16 protein-coding genes and 1 pseudogene are annotated in these 16433 nt (G+C 62.5%); 8 read left to right on the top strand and 9 right to left on the bottom strand.

The genetic code is table 11. The annotated features are described in order from the left end of the window. Positions 1–15: 15 nt before the first annotated feature. From ACZ5M5_RS19030 to ACZ5M5_RS19010, 5 genes and pseudogenes are all read left to right on the top strand, one after another. A complete protein-coding gene (locus ACZ5M5_RS19030) occupies positions 16–942 on the top strand; it encodes a sugar ABC transporter substrate-binding protein (RefSeq protein ID WP_060741739.1) in 927 nt (308 codons plus the stop codon). A 74-nt stretch (positions 943–1016) separates the two neighbouring features. Next, positions 1017–2570 (top strand): sugar ABC transporter ATP-binding protein, encoded by a 1554-nt coding sequence (locus tag ACZ5M5_RS19025; protein ID WP_060741740.1) that lies wholly within the window; start codon positions 1017–1019, stop codon positions 2568–2570. 149 nt (positions 2571–2719) lie between these two features. Continuing rightward, a pseudogene (locus tag ACZ5M5_RS19020) lies at positions 2720–3741 on the top strand (ABC transporter permease). Positions 3742–4068: 327 nt separating this feature from the next. Beyond that, entirely contained in the window at positions 4069–4473 is a 405-nt protein-coding gene (locus tag ACZ5M5_RS19015; protein WP_003202859.1) for a TraR/DksA family transcriptional regulator, read from the top strand. 179 nt (positions 4474–4652) lie between these two features. Beyond that, positions 4653–6257 carry a methyl-accepting chemotaxis protein gene (locus tag ACZ5M5_RS19010; protein WP_060741742.1) on the top strand — a complete coding sequence of 535 codons (1605 nt, stop codon included), beginning with the start codon at positions 4653–4655 and terminating at the stop codon, positions 6255–6257. A 287-nt stretch (positions 6258–6544) separates the two neighbouring features. On the opposite strand, the gene ACZ5M5_RS19005 is transcribed toward ACZ5M5_RS19010, so the two are convergent. From ACZ5M5_RS19005 to ACZ5M5_RS18995, 3 genes are all read right to left on the bottom strand, one after another. Beyond that, on the bottom strand, positions 6545–6781 hold the full coding sequence (locus tag ACZ5M5_RS19005) for a DUF2789 family protein (RefSeq protein ID WP_060741743.1): 237 nt from the start codon (positions 6779–6781) through the stop codon (positions 6545–6547). A gap of 88 nt (positions 6782–6869) precedes the next feature. Continuing rightward, positions 6870–7100: a hypothetical protein gene (locus tag ACZ5M5_RS19000; RefSeq protein ID WP_060741744.1), complete on the bottom strand. Its 231-nt coding sequence runs from the start codon at positions 7098–7100 to the stop codon at positions 6870–6872. A gap of 131 nt (positions 7101–7231) precedes the next feature. Next, entirely contained in the window at positions 7232–7456 is a 225-nt protein-coding gene (locus tag ACZ5M5_RS18995) for a hypothetical protein (protein WP_109791099.1), read from the bottom strand. Between the two features lie 427 nt (positions 7457–7883). Here ACZ5M5_RS18995 and ACZ5M5_RS18990 point away from each other — a divergent pair, with 427 nt between their 5' ends. From ACZ5M5_RS18990 to ACZ5M5_RS18980, 3 genes are all read left to right on the top strand, one after another. Further along, a complete protein-coding gene (locus tag ACZ5M5_RS18990; protein ID WP_060741745.1) occupies positions 7884–8333 on the top strand; it encodes a hypothetical protein in 450 nt (149 codons plus the stop codon). A gap of 152 nt (positions 8334–8485) precedes the next feature. After that, on the top strand, positions 8486–9496 hold the full coding sequence (locus ACZ5M5_RS18985) for an ABC transporter substrate-binding protein (protein ID WP_060741746.1): 1011 nt from the start codon (positions 8486–8488) through the stop codon (positions 9494–9496). A 138-nt stretch (positions 9497–9634) separates the two neighbouring features. Then, positions 9635–10072, top strand: a complete 438-nt coding sequence (locus ACZ5M5_RS18980; protein ID WP_060741747.1) for a DUF3995 domain-containing protein — start codon at positions 9635–9637, stop codon at positions 10070–10072. A gap of 201 nt (positions 10073–10273) precedes the next feature. Here the strand turns inward: ACZ5M5_RS18980 and ACZ5M5_RS18975 are convergent, their stop codons facing one another. Genes ACZ5M5_RS18975 through ACZ5M5_RS18950 form a run of 6 tightly spaced genes read right to left on the bottom strand, consistent with a single transcriptional unit; the run spans position 10274 to position 16343 of the window. Continuing rightward, positions 10274–10636 (bottom strand): Na+/H+ antiporter subunit G, encoded by a 363-nt coding sequence (locus ACZ5M5_RS18975; protein ID WP_060741748.1) that lies wholly within the window; start codon positions 10634–10636, stop codon positions 10274–10276. Then, the gene (locus ACZ5M5_RS18970) at positions 10633–10911 is read right to left on the bottom strand and encodes a K+/H+ antiporter subunit F (protein WP_003202841.1); all 279 of its coding nucleotides are present in this window, start codon (positions 10909–10911) and stop codon (positions 10633–10635) included. The genes ACZ5M5_RS18975 and ACZ5M5_RS18970 overlap by 4 nt, the downstream gene beginning before the upstream one ends. Then, on the bottom strand, positions 10908–11396 hold the full coding sequence (locus tag ACZ5M5_RS18965) for a Na+/H+ antiporter subunit E (protein ID WP_464737810.1): 489 nt from the start codon (positions 11394–11396) through the stop codon (positions 10908–10910). Before ACZ5M5_RS18965 ends, ACZ5M5_RS18970 begins: the two co-directional genes overlap by 4 nt. Then, on the bottom strand, positions 11393–13078 hold the full coding sequence (locus ACZ5M5_RS18960) for a monovalent cation/H+ antiporter subunit D (protein ID WP_060741750.1): 1686 nt from the start codon (positions 13076–13078) through the stop codon (positions 11393–11395). The genes ACZ5M5_RS18965 and ACZ5M5_RS18960 overlap by 4 nt, the downstream gene beginning before the upstream one ends. Then, positions 13075–13419 (bottom strand): Na+/H+ antiporter subunit C, encoded by a 345-nt coding sequence (locus ACZ5M5_RS18955; protein ID WP_003202835.1) that lies wholly within the window; start codon positions 13417–13419, stop codon positions 13075–13077. The genes ACZ5M5_RS18960 and ACZ5M5_RS18955 overlap by 4 nt, the downstream gene beginning before the upstream one ends. Next, positions 13419–16343 carry a monovalent cation/H+ antiporter subunit A gene (locus tag ACZ5M5_RS18950; protein WP_464737809.1) on the bottom strand — a complete coding sequence of 975 codons (2925 nt, stop codon included), beginning with the start codon at positions 16341–16343 and terminating at the stop codon, positions 13419–13421. The genes ACZ5M5_RS18955 and ACZ5M5_RS18950 overlap by 1 nt, the downstream gene beginning before the upstream one ends. Between the last annotated feature and the right edge of the window lie 90 nt (positions 16344–16433).

Genomic DNA, 16433 nt, shown 5'->3' with positions numbered 1-16433 from the left:
GGAGAAAGACCGTTCATGAAGACCAAGACCCGTATCGCCTCGCTGGCCCTGTCGTTGATGCTCACCAGCGGCGCTGCCCTGGCGGACCTGAAGATCGGCGTCAGCATGTCCCAGTTTGATGACACCTGGTTGACCTACCTGCGCGAATCCATGGACAAGAAAGCCAAGTCCCTGCCGGACGGCGTCACCCTGCAGTTCGAAGATGCCCGCAGCGACGTGGTCAAGCAGCTGAGCCAGGTGGAAAGCTTCATCAGCCAGAAGGTCGATGCGCTCATCGTCAACCCGGTGGACACCGCCGCGACCCAGCGCATCACCAAGGCCGCCGTGGCGGCCGGCATCCCGCTGGTGTACGTCAACCGCCGCCCGGACGATCCTAAGTTACCGGAAGGCGTGGTCACCGTGGCCTCCGACGACCTGGAAGCCGGTCGCATGCAGATGCAATACCTGGCTGAAAAAATGGGCGGCAAGGGCAACATCGTGATCCTCTTGGGTGACCTGGCCAACAACTCCACCGCCAACCGCACCAAGGGCGTCAAGGACGTGCTGGCCAAGTACCCGGGCATCAAGATCGAACAGGAACAGACCGGCATCTGGTTGCGCGACAAGGGCATGACCCTGGTCAACGACTGGCTGACCCAGGGACGCGAGTTCCAGGCGGTGGTGGCCAACAACGACGAGATGGCCATTGGCGCCGCGATGGCACTCAAGCAAGCGGGCACCGAGAAAGGAAGCGTGTTGATTGCCGGGGTCGATGGCACGCCGGACGGTTTGAACGCGATCAAGAAAGGCGAAATGGCGGTCTCGGTGTTCCAGGACGCCAAGGGCCAGGCCGATGGTTCGATCGACACGGCGGTGAAAATGGTCAAGAAGCAGCCGGTCGAGCAGGCTGTCTGGGTGCCGTACCGCCTGATCACGCCGGAAAACGTCGATCAGTTCAAGTGACGTTCAACCCGGTCCCACCACAACAATAAGCAGGCAAGGTTGCAACGCCGACCTTGCCGAGGGAGTACCTGATCATGTTCGCTTCAGCGACTGCTTCGAGCGCCCCGGCCATGACTTTCCAGCCGGATGTATCACTTGATGAGCCGTACCTGCTGGAAGTCGTCAATGTCAGCAAGGGCTTTCCCGGTGTGGTGGCCCTGTCCGATGTTCAATTGCGGGTACGCCCCGGTTCCGTGCTGGCCCTGATGGGCGAGAACGGTGCGGGCAAATCGACCTTGATGAAGATCATCGCCGGCATCTATCAGCCCGACGCCGGTGAACTGCGCCTGCGCGGCAAGCCGGTGACGTTCGACACGCCGCTGGCGGCGTTGCAGGCCGGCATCGCGATGATCCATCAGGAACTGAACCTGATGCCCCACATGAGCATCGCCGAAAACATCTGGATCGGCCGCGAGCAGCTCAACGGCCTGCACATGGTCGACCATGGCGAGATGCACCGTTGCACCGCCCGGCTGCTGGAACGCCTGCGCATCAAGCTCGATCCCGAGGAGCAGGTGGGCAACCTGAGCATCGCCGAGCGGCAGATGGTGGAGATTGCCAAGGCCGTCTCGTATGACTCCGACATCCTGATCATGGACGAGCCGACCTCAGCCATCACCGAGACCGAAGTCGCCCACCTGTTCTCGATCATTGCCGACCTCAAGTCCCAGGGTAAGGGCATCATCTACATCACCCACAAGATGAACGAAGTGTTCGCCATCGCCGATGAAGTGGCGGTGTTTCGCGACGGTGCCTACATCGGCCTGCAACGGGCCGACAGCATGGATGGCGACAGCCTGATTTCGATGATGGTCGGGCGCGAACTGAGCCAGTTGTTCCCGGTGCGGGAGCAACCCATCGGTGAGTTGGTGCTGTCGGTGCGCGACCTGAGCCTGGACGGCATTTTCAAAGGCGTGTCCTTCGACCTGCATGCCGGGGAGATCCTGGGCATCGCCGGGTTGATGGGCTCGGGCCGGACCAACGTGGCCGAGGCGATTTTCGGCGTGACCCCGAGCACTGGCGGCGAGATCCGGCTGGACGGCCAACCCGTGCGCATCAGTGACCCCCACATGGCCATCGAGAAGGGCTTCGCGCTGTTGACCGAGGACCGCAAGCTCAGCGGCCTGTTCCCGTGCCTGTCGGTGCTGGAGAACATGGAGATGGCGGTGCTGCCCCATTACGTCGGCAACGGTTTCATCCAGCAGAAAGCCCTGCGCGCCTTGTGTGAGGACATGTGCAAGAAGCTGCGGGTCAAGACCCCGTCGCTGGAACAGTGCATCGATACCTTGTCCGGCGGCAACCAGCAGAAAGCGCTGCTGGCGCGCTGGCTGATGACCAACCCGCGCATCCTGATTCTCGACGAGCCGACCCGCGGCATCGATGTGGGCGCCAAGGCCGAGATCTATCGGCTGATTTCCTACCTCGCCAGCGAAGGCATGGCGGTGATCATGATTTCCTCGGAACTGCCGGAAGTATTGGGCATGAGCGACCGGGTGATGGTGATGCACGAAGGTGACCTGATGGGCACCCTCGACCGCAGCGAAGCGACCCAGGAACGAGTGATGCAACTGGCTTCGGGCTTGTCCTGATTGCCTGCTGGTAGAGAAGTGACATCGAGCAATATTCCCGTGGCGAGGGAGCTTGCTCCCGCTGGGGCGCGAAGCGGCCCTGTTCAAGAGCAACGGCGGCGCCCAGCGGCGACGAGCGCCCTGGACAAAGAATAAAAAGGTGAATGGCTATGAACGCGATACTGGAAAATAAACCCGCGGCAGCACCGACCCGGTCCCGGCGGCGCCTGCCGACGGAACTGAGCATCTTCCTGGTGCTGATCGGCATCGGCCTGGTGTTCGAAATGTTCGGCTGGATCATGCGTGACCAGAGTTTCCTGATGAACTCCCAGCGCCTGGTGTTGATGATCCTGCAAGTGTCGATCATCGGCCTGCTGGCCATCGGCGTGACCCAGGTGATCATCACCACCGGTATCGACTTGTCGTCCGGCTCGGTGCTGGCGCTGTCGGCGATGATCGCCGCCAGCCTGGCCCAGACCTCGGACTTCGCCCGGGCGGTGTTTCCCTCACTGACGGATTTGCCGGTGTGGATCCCGGTGGTGGCGGGGCTCGGGTGGGGCTGTTGGCCGGGGCGATCAACGGCAGCATCATTGCCATTACCGGCATCCCGCCATTCATCGCCACCCTCGGCATGATGGTCTCGGCCCGTGGCCTGGCGCGCTACTACACCGAAGGCCAGCCGGTGAGCATGTTGTCCGATTCCTACACCGCGATCGGCCATGGTGCCATGCCGGTGATCATCTTCCTGGTGGTGGCGGTGATCTTCCACATTGCCCTGCGCTACACCAAGTATGGCAAGTACACCTACGCCATTGGCGGCAACATGCAGGCGGCGCGGACCTCGGGCATCAACGTCAAGCGCCACCTGGTGATCGTCTACAGCATTGCCGGGTTGCTGGCGGGCTTGGCCGGCGTGGTGGCTTCGGCGCGAGCGGCGACCGGGCAGGCGGGCATGGGCATGTCCTACGAACTGGACGCGATTGCGGCGGCGGTGATCGGCGGCACCAGTCTGGCGGGCGGGGTGGGGCGCATCACCGGGACCGTGATCGGGGCGCTGATCCTGGGGGTGATGGCCAGCGGCTTTACCTTCGTCGGTGTCGATGCCTATATCCAGGACATCATCAAGGGCTTGATCATCGTCGTGGCAGTGGTCATCGACCAGTACCGGAACAAGCGCAAACTCAAGCGTTGATCCCCTGAGGTTGCGACAAAGCGCCACGCCTGACCCGCGTGGCGTTGCCATTTGTCTTCTTAATACAGCCATTGCACCGAATTTCTTGTTATAAACGCACTCCGATGACTGCCAAAAGCCTGTCAGAGAACATTTGAGGGGGTTGTCGGACATTTTCCCTATGTTTTCAGTTGCTGAGGCCTCGACTCGGCCTTAGACTGCCGCCCCTCGTAAATTGAGTGCCGGGTGGCGCTTGGAATAGACGGCGCCTTTCCCGATGAGCGTGGCAGCTGCGCTGCGGGACGCTCCATAATTCGCCTTAATGCACGTTTTTTTATAGAGAAATCAATGACAAAGGAAAAGTTGCTGGCCATGCCGGCGGATGACTACATGAATGCCGAGCAGCTGGCTTTCTTCACCAAGCTGTTGCAGAACATGAAGGTCGAAACCCACGAGCGCATCGAACAGAACCGAATCGCCATTGAAAGCCTGGACACCCCGGCCGACCCGGCGGACGCTGCTTCCGTAGAAGAAGAGCGTACCTGGCTGGTCAACGCCATCGATCGCGACCAGCGCATGCTGCCTCAACTGGAGCAGGCCCTGGACCGCATCAACGACGACAGCTTCGGCTGGTGCGACGACAGCGGCGAGCCGATCGGCCTCAAGCGCCTGCTGATCAGTCCGACCACCAAGTACTGCATCGAAGCCCAGGAACGTCACGAACAGATCGACAAGCACCAGCGTCAGGCCTGATTCGCGTTTTCCGAAAAAAGATCGCGACCTTTTGACGAAGGCCGCGATCTTTTGCTTTCGCCCGTGGCTGTTCGTCTACTTCCGTTGACCTGCTGCAAGAACACGACTAATGGACCATGGATAATGGCTCGGTAGTGGCGTTTAATGCGGTCATAACAACGAGAGTGTGGGTGACGAACATGGCGACAGACGGAACGCTGGCGGGTGCGGTGCCGGCCTCGGAACCTGTGACAAAAGGCGCGGCGCGCTGGCTGACGCCGACCTTGCAGAGCCTCGCCCTGGCCTTGCTGCTGTGCGGCATGGCCCTGGGCGGCTGGTCGCTGTACCTGGGCCTGCCGCTGGTCATGCTCATCGTCTGGTTGCCGCGCCTGCGTTCGCGCGTGGCCGCGGCACCCGCAGCCACGACCGACACATTGGCCGAGTTGACCCGCGACCTGTCCTACACCACCAGCCATAACGCGCTGTCGGCGGCCGGCGTCGCCTATTCGGTCAAGCAACTGGCCGGCAAGGTCCAGTCCCAACTCGATGCGGCGGCGCAGATCGTCAGCAATGCCGAATCGATGATCGCCACTGAACAGGCCACTTCGCAACTCAGCCAGCAGGCCTTGGGCGCTGCCAGCGAGGCCCATCGCAGCAGCGTGGCCGGGCGTAGCGAACTGGTGGAGTCCATCAGCCGCATGCACCAGCTCAGCCAGCGCGCCAATGACAGCCGTGAGTTGATCGAAGCCTTGAGCGTACGCAGCGATGAAATCCAGCGAGTCAGCCTGGTGATCCAATCGATTGCCAGCCAGACCAACCTGCTGGCGTTGAACGCGGCCATCGAGGCGGCCCGGGCCGGTGAGCATGGCCGTGGGTTCGCGGTGGTGGCCGATGAGGTCCGCGGCCTGGCCGGGCGCACCGCCGCGGCGACCGGCGAAGTCGGGGTGATGGTGGCCGACATCCAGCAGCGCACGACCCAGGTGGTGGAGCAGATCCGTCAATTGGCCGCTGACCTGGACAGCGGCGTGCAGCAGGTGGAGCACACCGGCCAGCACCTGGAAAACATTGCCAGGCTTGCAGAAGGGGTCGAGACCCAGGTCAGCGCCATCGCCCAGGGCACCGACACCAACCGCGAACAACTCGACAGCCTGTTCCACGCCATCGAGCAGATGCGCAGTGACCTGTCCATCAGCGACCAGCAGACCCAGCGCCTGGCCGAGGCGGCGGTGCAGATGGAAGGCCAGGCCGAAACCATCAGCGAACGCCTGGCCGAGGTGGGGCTCGACGATTATCACCAACGGGTCTACGACCTGGCGCGGGAAGGGGCGAGCCAGATCGCCGCGCAGTTCGAGGCCGACATCGACCAGGGCCGTGTCAGCCTGGAGGACTTGTTCGACCGTAATTACCAGCCGATTCCCAATACCCAACCGGCCAAATTCCAGACCCGTTTCGACCGTTACACCGACCAGGTCCTGCCGGCGATCCAGGAACCGTTGCTGACCCGCCACGAGGGGCTGGTGTTTGCGATTGCCTGCACCCAACAGGGCTACGTACCGACCCACAACAAGGCGTTCAGCCAGCCACTGACCGGCGATCCCCAGGTGGACACGCTGAATAATCGCACCAAGCGCAAATTCTCCGATCGCACCGGGATTCGTTGCGGCAGCCACCAGCAACCCGTATTGCTCCAGACTTACACCCGGGACACGGGGGAGTTGATGCACGATCTTTCCGTACCGATCATGCTCAAGGGCCGTCATTGGGGAGGCTTGCGGTTGGGCTACAAACCCGAGAAGCCGCGTTAGGCCTGATTGCAGGTGGTGGGATTCCTGCCACCGCAATCCAGTGGCGAGGGAGCTTGCTCCCGCTGGGCTTGTGTAGGAGCTGCCGAAGGCTGCGATCTTTTGAGCTTTCGCTTGGGATCCAAGTGTCTGGGGAAAGATCGCAGCCTCGTTGCACTCGACAGCTCCTACGCAGCTCCTACGGGGCGCAGTCGAGCGGGAGCAAGCTCCCTCGCCACAAGAGCAGCCTTGCACTCAGTCAAAGGTCCTGGCTGCTATAGCTGTCTTGTCCCTGGCCAAAGGTCTGGCTGCTATTTACCGTCGTGCAGCCGCACGTTCAGTTGATCCACCAGCACCGCCTCTTCGCCGTCGGCCAGCAGCCATTCGCGCAGCAGGTCTTTTTGCTGGTCCGACCAGAAGTCGGCTTCCACCAGCTTGATCTCCGGCGCCAATGGGTGTGCGACGATGAAATCGTCGATGGCGTTGCCGTCCGAGGGCAGGCCGAGTTGGTCGAACAAGGTGCTGAGTTCGTGAGAAGGTTGTTCCATGGAAGTCTCCTTTGGGTGGGGGCGCCGTCGTGGCGCCTCGGGGCTTACCTTTATCTGAGGCAAGCGGTCACCAGGAGTTCGATTGGAATCAGGCTTTCAAGGCCCCTTCATCCACGGCGGCCTTCAACGCCCTGGCTGCTTCCCTGGCCGCCTCGGCCGCGAGCTGCGAAGTCTTGAACCAGCGATCCTTTTCCACCTGGTGGCAACTGACGGTGGTCAACGGTGGCTTGGCACGCATCACGATGACGGCCTGGAACTCGCCTTCGACTTCTCTGGCTTCGCCCCGGATAAAAAACTCGCCAATATCAAATTCCGTCACGTCGCGCCTTCTCCTCGAAACCATTATGGGTGCGCGAACCGCCGATTCACGACGGTCTTCGCTGGGCGGGCAGTATGGCAGCAGTTGCCTGTCGGCGGCTGAGTTAAGTCATGGACGGGCACATATGCGTTTCAGGCGCTGTTTTCGAGGCGCCTGGCCAGGTAGCAGGCCTCGTTATGGTCGGTGCGGAATCCTCTTACACGTCCAGTCGATGTTTCTTCAATGTGAAAAAAACACTTGCCGGCCAAGACGACCCGATAACGCGGTTGAATCAACGAAATTGGCAGGCAATCGGCTCCGTCAGGGCTGTTGGCTGGTTCAACGATGCATGGGACGTGGGTGGTGAAAGTGGCCATTGTGAATTCCTTTTCATGGTTTACCGACGAATTGCCGGGTACTTCGAGTAGTCTCCACGCCTTCGGCTGCTCTAGAATCGGCAGCGTCGTGTGGACGGTTGCGCCTATCTAAAGCAATTTTTTTTGGGCTCGATGTCAGAAAAATGCTTTTTTAAGTGAGAAATTTCCCTAAAGTTAGTAGTCCCATCTTTTCCGATGCTCAGAGTGGCGTTTTCCTTCAGCCTCTGGCGACCCCCGGGAAAGACGGCGAGAGCGGCAACCTTTAGTCTGCTCTCGGCCCGGGACAGGGGCGCGCCGTTCATTTCGAATTTCAGTGACAGGTCCATTACGACACTACAGTCGGTACGGGTTCTCGTGGTCCGTCCTTTGCGCAGGGCGGGTCTTTTTCAAAAATGGGGATGTTTCCTTGGCAGTAAGTAATCTCGACATGCATGCGTTATTTGTACTTGGTGACCTGCGGGCAAAACTGGTCAAACAATTCCAGTCACGTTTCGTCTACATCACCGAGCAGACCGCCGAAGGTATTTATGTCGCCGAAATCGACACCGAGTCGGCCCTGGTGGTCGATGACAAGCCCAGGCTCGAGCTCAAGGTCGGCGATCATTTTCGTGCGGCGGTATTGCCCAGTCGCGAAGGTGGCAAGTTTGAAATCCGCTTTCGCGAAATCAAGCTGACGGTCTATGGCCTTGGCGATTACGCCTTCGTCACGACCCCTGGTGGTCATGCCATCCTGTTCAAGGAAGGCCACAGCGTGGTGACCGTGTTTGCGGCCAACGAACAGTTGCAGGAAGGCTTGACCAAGACCTTGAAGGCGGTGACCGCCAAGGCCGCCAAGTGGCGCAAGGGCGAGCTGGTGACTTTCAAGGCCAGTGAGTGACCGTTTCTGGGCCTGTGCGCCCACACCACTGACAGTTTCGCAAGAACTCGCTGGAACCTCGGCTACAGTCAATTGACTGAACTATTCAGGGACTTGCGTTCGGTTACGCAGGGCCGTTCAGCTATTGCGGTATCTGGCATGAGGTGCAAAGCATGAAACGAGTTCGACAGTGGCTGGCTGCCTGGGCCACCTTCGCTGTGTTGGTTTCACCCCTTCCGGTGTCAGCCGCCACCGCGCCGATCCACTTTGCCGACTTGAACTGGGAAAGTGGCAGCCTGATCACCGATATCCTGCGAGTCATCGTGGAAAAGGGCTATGGATTGCAGACCGATACATTGCCCGGCACCACCATTACCCTGGAAACCGCCCTGGCCAATAACGACATACAGGTGATCGGCGAAGAATGGGCCGGCCGCAGCCCCGTGTGGGTCAAGGCCGAGGCCGAGGGGAAGGTGGTCGCCTTGGGCGATACGGTCAAAGGCGCGACCGAAGGTTGGTGGGTGCCCGAGTACGTCATCAAGGGCGACCCGGCCAAGGGCATCAAGCCCCTGGCGCCGGACCTGCGCAGCGTCGAAGACCTGGCGCGCTACAAGCACGTGTTCAAGGACCCGGAGAGCCCCGACAAGGGCCGCTTCCTCAACAGCCCCATCGGTTGGACCTCCGAGGTGGTCAACAAACAGAAGCTCAAGGCGTATGGCTTGTCTGACAGCTACGTGAATTTTCGCAGCGGTTCGGGGGCGGCGCTGGATGCGGAAATCAGCTCGACGATCCGCCGGGGCAAACCGATCCTGTTCTACTACTGGTCGCCCACGCCGCTGCTTGGGCGCTTCAAGCTGGTGCAGCTGCAAGAACCGCCGTTCGATGCCGAGGCCTGGAAGACCCTGACCGACGCCGATAACCCCAACCCGAAACCGACCCGCTCCCTGGCCTCGAAACTGTCGATCGGTGTCTCGGCGCCATTCCAGAAGCAATACCCGGAGATTGCCGAGTTCTTCAGCAAGGTCGACTTGCCCATCGAGCCGTTGAACAAGACCCTGGCCGACATGAGCGAGAAGCGCACGCCACCCCGTGAAGCCGCCGAGGCGTTCCTCAAGGCCCACCCTGAGGTCTGGCAGGCCTGGTTGCCCAAGGAGGTCGCCGACAAGGTCTCTGCCGGTCTGTAGGGCGCGCGCGTGCCAGCGGGCTGAACGCTTGATCCTGGGCAATGAATCATTCACTGGAAACTGGCAACCTGCGCCCGTCCAGCGAAATGCCAAATTCGAGCTAGGATGATTGTTCAACCTTTTTCAGGAGGCTGGCGAATGACGCTTTTATTGGCTCGGTCGCTGGTCGCGGTGTTTGCGACCATCAGCTTGATTCATTTGTATTGGGCCCTGGGTGGGCGGTGGGCGGCCCTGGCGGTGGTACCCCAGGTGCCGGTGAGGCAGGGGGACGCGCTGCGACCGGCGTTCGACCCTTCGGGCTGGCTGACGTTGCTGGTCGCCCTGGCACTGCTGATGATTGCGCTGCTGGTGTGCCTGCGGGGCGGTCTGCTGGCGCAGCCAGTCACCCATCGGGCGTTGCAGTGGCTGATCAGTGCGATCGCCTTGCTGATGTTCGCACGGGCGATTGGCGAGTCGAACCTGGTGGGCTTCTTCAAGGAGGTCAAGGGCTCGACATTCGCCAGGCTCGACACCTGGGTCTACTCGCCGTTGTGCGTGGTGCTCGGGGCCGGGTTGTTGACGGTGGCGTGGGCTTGAACGGCAGTGCAAGGGTGGGAGGGACTTACACAAGACGACCCGCTTTTGTGGCGAGGGAGCTTGCTCCCGCTGGAGGGCGCAGCCCTCCCAAAAGCTGAACACAAACAGCCTGACACTCCGAGGTGACAGGTCTCGGGGCTGCTGCGCAGCCCAGCGGGAGCAAGCTCCCTCGCCACAAGGGTGTTCGCCGCAAGGTAGCGGTCAGCCGTCCTGTCCGGTTCGGCGACTGCTCACTTCCGCCGGCACATCATCCCCAGCCATGCGTTTGCGGAACAACGCTGCCCGAGCCAGCAGCAGGGTGGTCACCGGTACGGTGATGGACAGCAGGATCGGGATCAGCCAGGCGTGCAACACCGGCCCGGACTTGAGCGCCGAAAAATACACGATCGAGGCCAGCGCCACGCACCAGGCCCCCAGCGTGGAGGCCAGGGCTGGCGGGTGCATGCGCTGGAAATAATCCTTCAAGCGCACCAGGCCGATCGCCCCGGCCAGGGCGAAGAGGCTGCTGAGTACCAGCAGGATCGCCACCGGAATTTCAACCCACATCGACAGTTCGCCGTTCATTCGATCACCTCGCCACGCAGCAGGAACTTGGCCAGGGCGAACGAGCCGACAAAGCCGAACAGGGCGATCAGCAGCGCCGCCTCGAAATAGGTGTCACTGGCATAGCGGATGCCCAGCACCAGCATCATCAGCATCGCCACGATGTACAGGTAGTCCAGGGCCAGTACCCGATCCTGGGCCGAAGGGCCCTTGAACAGCCGCCACAGGGTCAACACCATCGCCAGGGAGAACAGGAACAGGCTCAACAGGATCGCATTGGACAGCAACGGGCTCATTCGAAAATCTCCATCAACGGGCGCTCGTAGGTGGCCTTGAAATGCGCGATGAATGACGCCTCGTCGGCCAGGTCGAACACGTGCATCAACAGGATGCTGCGATCCAGGGCCAGTTCCGACCAGACGGTCCCGGGAATCACCGTGGTGATCATCGACAGCGCAGCCAGGCCGTTGGCATCGCGCAGGTCCAGCGGCACCTTGATGAACCGCGAGCGAGGTGGCCGGCGGCCGGCGTTCAGTACACCCCAGGCCACCGCCAGGTTGGACACCAGCACGTCGCGGCCCACCAGCAGGAACAAGCGCACCACCACCCACGGCCGGCGGATACGGATGGGCCGCGGTCGCAACGGGCGCATCATCAACGGGGCCAGGAACCCCAGTGCAGCGCCCAGCAGCAGATGGCCGGCGCTGAGGGACACGTTCAACACCAGCCACAACAAGCACAGCGCCAGGGACAACCACGGGGCGGGAAACAGGCGCTTCATGGCTGCACCTCCCGCAACACGGCGCGGGTTTCAGGGTTGGGCACGGCGCGGGTGGCAAGTACCGACATCACGTAATGTTCCGGGTTGTTCAGCGCATCGGCAGCGGATTGGGTATAGCGCAGCAACGGCTCGGCCTTGAAGGTCAGGGCGATGCCCAGGCCCAGCAGCACGACGATCGGCAGGCATTCGAACGGTCGCAGCAACGGCGAGGGGCGCTCTTGCGGCGTCCAGAAGCGCTGGATGCCCAGGCGCGAGAAGGCGATCAACGAGGCCAGCCCCGACAGGATCAACAACGCCAACAAGCCCCAGGCCTGGTTCGACACCGGCGTTCCGGCGCTGGCCTCGAGCCCCTGGGGATTGAGCAGGGCACTGAGCAGGCTCAGCTTGCCGATGAACCCCGACAGCGGCGGCATGCCGATGATCAACAGCGCACAGAAGATAAAGCTCAAGCCAAGGAAAGCCATGGTCCAGGGAATCACCTGCCCGACCACGGCTTTTTGCTCGTCATCGAGGTTGATGCCCTTGGGCGGCTGCAAGGATTCCAGCGGTCGCGGCAACGTGTCGAAGTCGTCGTCCAGGGACAGTTCATTGGCCGAGCGCGAACGTTCGATCAGTTCGGCCAGCAAGAACAGCGCACAGAGCGCCAGGGTCGAACTCACCAGATAGAACAGCGCCGCACCCACCAGGTTCGGTTGGGCGAAGCCGATGGCCGACAACAGGATCCCGGCCGAGACCAGGATGCTCAGGCTCGCCATGCGCTCCAGGCGTTGGGCGGCGAGAATGGCAATGGCGGCGCAGACGATGGTTGCCATGCCGCCGTAGACCAGCCAGTCGGCGCCGAAATACGCCGAGGCGCCGGCCTGGCCGGAGAACAGCAGCGTCCACAGGCGCAGGAGCGTGTAGACGCCGACCTTGGTCATGATCGCGAACAGCGCCGCCACCGGTGCGCTGGCGGCGCTATAGGCCGGCACCAGCCAGAAGTTCAGCGGCCACATGCCGGCCTTGGCCAGGAACGCCACCGCGAGAATGCCTGCCCCGGCGTGCAGCAGGCCGCGGTCGGCCTCCGGCACCAGCGGGATTTTCAGGGCCAGGTCGGCCATGTTCAACGTGCCGGTGACGCCATAGATCAGCGCCGCGCCGATCAGGAACAACGACGAGGCCAGCAGGTTGATGGAGATGTAATGCAGGCCCGCCGACACTCGCGCCCGGCCCGAACCGTGCAGCATCAGGCCGTAGGAAGCCGCCAGCAGCACTTCGAAGAACACGAACAGGTTGAACAGGTCCGCCGTCAGGAAGGCACCGTAGAGGCCCATCAACTGGATCTGGAACAGCGCATGGAAACTGGCACCGGCGCGGTCCCAGCGGGCCGTGGCGAAGAGCAGGGCGCTGACGCCGATGATGCCGGTCAGTACCAGCATCAGCGCCGACAGGCGATCGACCACCAGGACGATGCCGAACGGCGCCTGCCAATTGCCGGGCAGGTACACGCCAATGGAGGCGGGCAAGGCCTGGTCCTGGGTCCAGTAGAGCAACAGCACGGCGATGCCCAGGCCCAGCAGGCTGGAAAACAGGTTGATCCGGGCCTTGAGCGGGCGGTGCTTCTCGCCCAGCATCAGCATCACCGCGGCGGTCAGCAGCGGCAGCAGGATGGGGGCGGCGATCAGGTGGGGTGTCACGATCATTCCTTGGGCTCCCGACCGTCCACATGGTCGGTACCGGTCAGGCCCCGGGACGCCAGCAGCACCACCAGGAACAGCGCGGTCATGGCGAAGCTGATCACGATGGCGGTCAGCACCAGGGCCTGGGGCAGCGGGTCGGTGTAGTGCAGCAGGTCCTGGGGCACGCCGTCCTTGATGATCGGCTCCTTGCCGATGAACAGGCTGCCCATGCTGAAGATGAACAGGTTGACGCCATAGGACAGCAGGCACAGGCCCATGACCACCTGGAAGGTCCGAGGCCGCAGCACCAGCCAGACGCCGGAGGCGGCCAGTACGCCGATTGCGATTGCGATGACTTCTTCCATCAGACGGTGGCTCCTTTGGCGGGGGCGATGGGTTTGGCTTGCAGGCCCGGCTTATGTGCCCGCACCGACTGGTGAGCCAGGGCGGTGAGGATCAACAGGGTGGAACCGACCACCACGGCGTACACGCCAATGTCGAAGAACAGCGCGCTGGCCAGGTGAATGTCACCCAGCAACGGCAATTCGAAATGCCAGGTATGGGTGGTCAGGAACGGATAACCCACGGCCATCGCCCCCAGGCCGGTGGCGGTGGCGAACAACAGCCCGGTGCCCATCCAGCGCAGCGGTCGCAGGCTCATTTGCGCCTCGACCCACTGGGTGCCGGCGACCATGTATTGCAGGATGAACGCCACCGACATCACCAGCCCGGCCACGAAGCCGCCACCGGGTTGGTTGTGGCCGCGCATGAACAGGTAGAACGACACCACCAGGGCGATCGGCAGCAGCAGGCGCACCAGCACCGACGGCACCATCATGAAACCCAAGGCGGTATCGCTGGCATGGCGCGGGTTGACCAGGTCGGTGACCACGTCCGGTGCCAGCAGGCGCTGCTGCGCCGGCAGTTGCATGCTTTCCTTCGGTGGTCGGAAACGCCGCAACAGGGCGAACACCGCCAGGGCCACCGCCACCAGCACGGTGATTTCCCCCAAGGTGTCGAAGCCACGGAAGTCCACCAGCATCACGTTCACCACGTTGCTGCCGCCGCCTTCGGGCAGGGCGCGGCTTAGGTAGAACGACGAAATGTCGTTGGGCGTCTGCCGCGTCAGCATCGCATAGGACAGCAACGCCATGCCGCCGCCCACCGCGATGGACAGCAGCAAGTCCCGCAGGCGCCGGATGCGCGCGCGCCGCTCGCTGTTGGGCAGTGGCGAGACGTCCTCGATCCGCCGGGGCAGCCAGCGCAGGCCCAGCAGGATCAGCACGGTGGTCACCACTTCCACCACCAGTTGCGTCAAGGCCAGGTCGGGGGCGGAAAACCAGACGAAGGTCACGCAGGTCATCAGGCCGCAGACGCTGACCATGGTCAGGGCCGCGAGCCGGTGATACTTGGCCTGCCAGGCCGCGCCCAGGGCACAGATGATTGCCAGCAGCCACAAGGTGACGAAGACGATGGAGCCGGGGATCTTCGGCCGGTCGCCCCAGACCAGCGTGCTGTGCAGCATCGGGATCAACCCGGCGAGCACGGCAGCCAGGACCAGCCAGAACAACTGGGCTTGCAGGCGGCGGGTGCTGATCCGTCGTTCCAGGCGCCGGCCCTGGCGCATCATCAGCACCAGGCAGCGCTCGAACAGGCGCTTGCCGCTGAGTCGGCCAATGAACGGCGGGTGCTTGATGTGGCCTTGCCGGAACTGATTGCGCAACAACAGGTACAGGACGATGCCGCCGGACATCGCCACCAGGCTCATGATCATCGGCGCGTTCAGGCCGTGCCAGATCGCCAGGCTGTACTCGGGCAGCGTGCCACCCACCACCGGCAACGCGGCGGCCGCGAGCAATGAGCCGACCACCTGGGCCGGAAAAATCCCCACCAACAGGCAGGTGAACACCAGTAATTCAACTGGCGCGCGCATCCAACGCGGTGGTTCGTGGGGGGTATGGGGCAGATCGGTAGCGGTGGGGCCGAAGAACACATCCACGGTGAAACGCAGGGAGTAAGCGACGCTGAAGGTCCCGGCGATGGTGGCGATGATCGGCAACGCCAGCTCGATCCAGGCCGTGGCGGAAATGAACACCGTCTCGGCGAAGAACATCTCCTTGGACAGGAAACCATTGAGCAGCGGCACCCCGGCCATCGCTGCGCTGGCGACCATGGCCAGGGTGGCGGTGAATGGAATCAGCCGCACCAGGCCGCTGAGCTTGCGAATGTCCCGGGTGCCGCTTTCGTGGTCGATGATCCCGGCGGCCATGAACAAGGAGGCCTTGAAGGTGGCATGGTTGAGGATATGGAACACCGCCGCCACGGCCGCCAGTGGACTGTTCAGGCCCAGCAACAGGGTGATCAGCCCGAGGTGGCTGATGGTGGAGTAAGCCAGCAAACCCTTGAGGTCGTTCTGGAACATGGCGCAGTAGGCGCCCAGCAGCAAGGTACAGGCCCCCGCGCCGCTGACGATGTAGAACCATTCTTCACTGCCCGACAGCGACGGCCATAACCGCGCCAGCAGGAACACCCCGGCCTTGACCATGGTCGCCGAGTGCAGGTACGCCGATACTGGCGTGGGGGCGGCCATGGCGTGGGGGAGCCAGAAGTGGAAAGGGAATTGCGCGCTTTTGCTCAGGGCACCGATCAGGATCAACGGCAGCAGGATGGGGTAGAGGGCATGGGCACGGATCAGGTCGCCGGCGGCCAGGACCTTGTCCAGCTCATAGCTGCCCACCACATGGCCGAGCAGCATCACCCCCGCCAGCAGGCAAAGCCCACCGGCCCCGGTCACCATCAACGCCATATAGGCACCGCGCCGCGCGTCGGCGCGGTGGTGCCAGTAGCCGATCAACAGGAACGAGAACAGGCTGGTCAGCTCCCAGAAGAACACCATCTGGATCAGGTTGCCGGAGATCACCAGCCCGAGCATGGCGCCCATGAACGCCAGGAAGAAGGCGAAGAAGCGCGGCACCGGATCGTCCGGCGACATGTAATAGCGGGCGTACAGCGATACCAGCGTGCCGATGCCCAGCACCAGCAACGAAAACAGCCAGGCGAACCCGTCCAGGCGCAGCACGAAATCCAGGCCCAGGCTGGGCAACCAGGCATAGTGCTCGCGGATTACGCCGCCGTCGGCGATCTGCGGGTACAGCAAGGCCACCTGAACGGTACCGGCCAGGGCGACGAGGCCGGCCAGCAGTGATTCGGCGTTACGGGCGTTATGCGGCAGCAGCGCCGCGACACAGCTGCCGATGAAGGGCAAAAGCAATAGAACTATCAGTGACATAGGCTTCTATTCGGCGGGAGGTTGTGAGGGATCATACGTGGCGTATTCCCGATCACCAACCGTGAGGGTGTCGCAGAATCCTACAAGGTA

The sequence above is a fragment of the Pseudomonas sp. Van50 genome (assembly GCF_055390755.1).
Note: the sequence above shows the minus strand (reverse complement) of the source record. Positions and strands in the feature narration are given on the sequence as shown.

Coding starts and splice junctions, on each gene's coding strand:
- ACZ5M5_RS19030 (WP_060741739.1), top strand. CDS start 16: ATGAAGACCAAGACCCGTATCGCCTCGCTGGCCCTGTCGTTGATGCTC.
- ACZ5M5_RS19025 (WP_060741740.1), top strand. CDS start 1,017: ATGTTCGCTTCAGCGACTGCTTCGAGCGCCCCGGCCATGACTTTCCAG.
- ACZ5M5_RS19015 (WP_003202859.1), top strand. CDS start 4,069: ATGACAAAGGAAAAGTTGCTGGCCATGCCGGCGGATGACTACATGAAT.
- ACZ5M5_RS19010 (WP_060741742.1), top strand. CDS start 4,653: ATGGCGACAGACGGAACGCTGGCGGGTGCGGTGCCGGCCTCGGAACCT.
- ACZ5M5_RS19005 (WP_060741743.1), bottom strand. CDS start 6,781: ATGGAACAACCTTCTCACGAACTCAGCACCTTGTTCGACCAACTCGGC.
- ACZ5M5_RS18995 (WP_109791099.1), bottom strand. CDS start 7,456: ATGGCCACTTTCACCACCCACGTCCCATGCATCGTTGAACCAGCCAAC.
- ACZ5M5_RS18990 (WP_060741745.1), top strand. CDS start 7,884: ATGCATGCGTTATTTGTACTTGGTGACCTGCGGGCAAAACTGGTCAAA.
- ACZ5M5_RS18985 (WP_060741746.1), top strand. CDS start 8,486: ATGAAACGAGTTCGACAGTGGCTGGCTGCCTGGGCCACCTTCGCTGTG.
- ACZ5M5_RS18980 (WP_060741747.1), top strand. CDS start 9,635: ATGACGCTTTTATTGGCTCGGTCGCTGGTCGCGGTGTTTGCGACCATC.
- ACZ5M5_RS18975 (WP_060741748.1), bottom strand. CDS start 10,636: ATGAACGGCGAACTGTCGATGTGGGTTGAAATTCCGGTGGCGATCCTG.
- ACZ5M5_RS18970 (WP_003202841.1), bottom strand. CDS start 10,911: ATGAGCCCGTTGCTGTCCAATGCGATCCTGTTGAGCCTGTTCCTGTTC.
- ACZ5M5_RS18965 (WP_464737810.1), bottom strand. CDS start 11,396: ATGAAGCGCCTGTTTCCCGCCCCGTGGTTGTCCCTGGCGCTGTGCTTG.
- ACZ5M5_RS18960 (WP_060741750.1), bottom strand. CDS start 13,078: ATGATCGTGACACCCCACCTGATCGCCGCCCCCATCCTGCTGCCGCTG.
- ACZ5M5_RS18955 (WP_003202835.1), bottom strand. CDS start 13,419: ATGGAAGAAGTCATCGCAATCGCAATCGGCGTACTGGCCGCCTCCGGC.
- ACZ5M5_RS18950 (WP_464737809.1), bottom strand. CDS start 16,343: ATGTCACTGATAGTTCTATTGCTTTTGCCCTTCATCGGCAGCTGTGTC.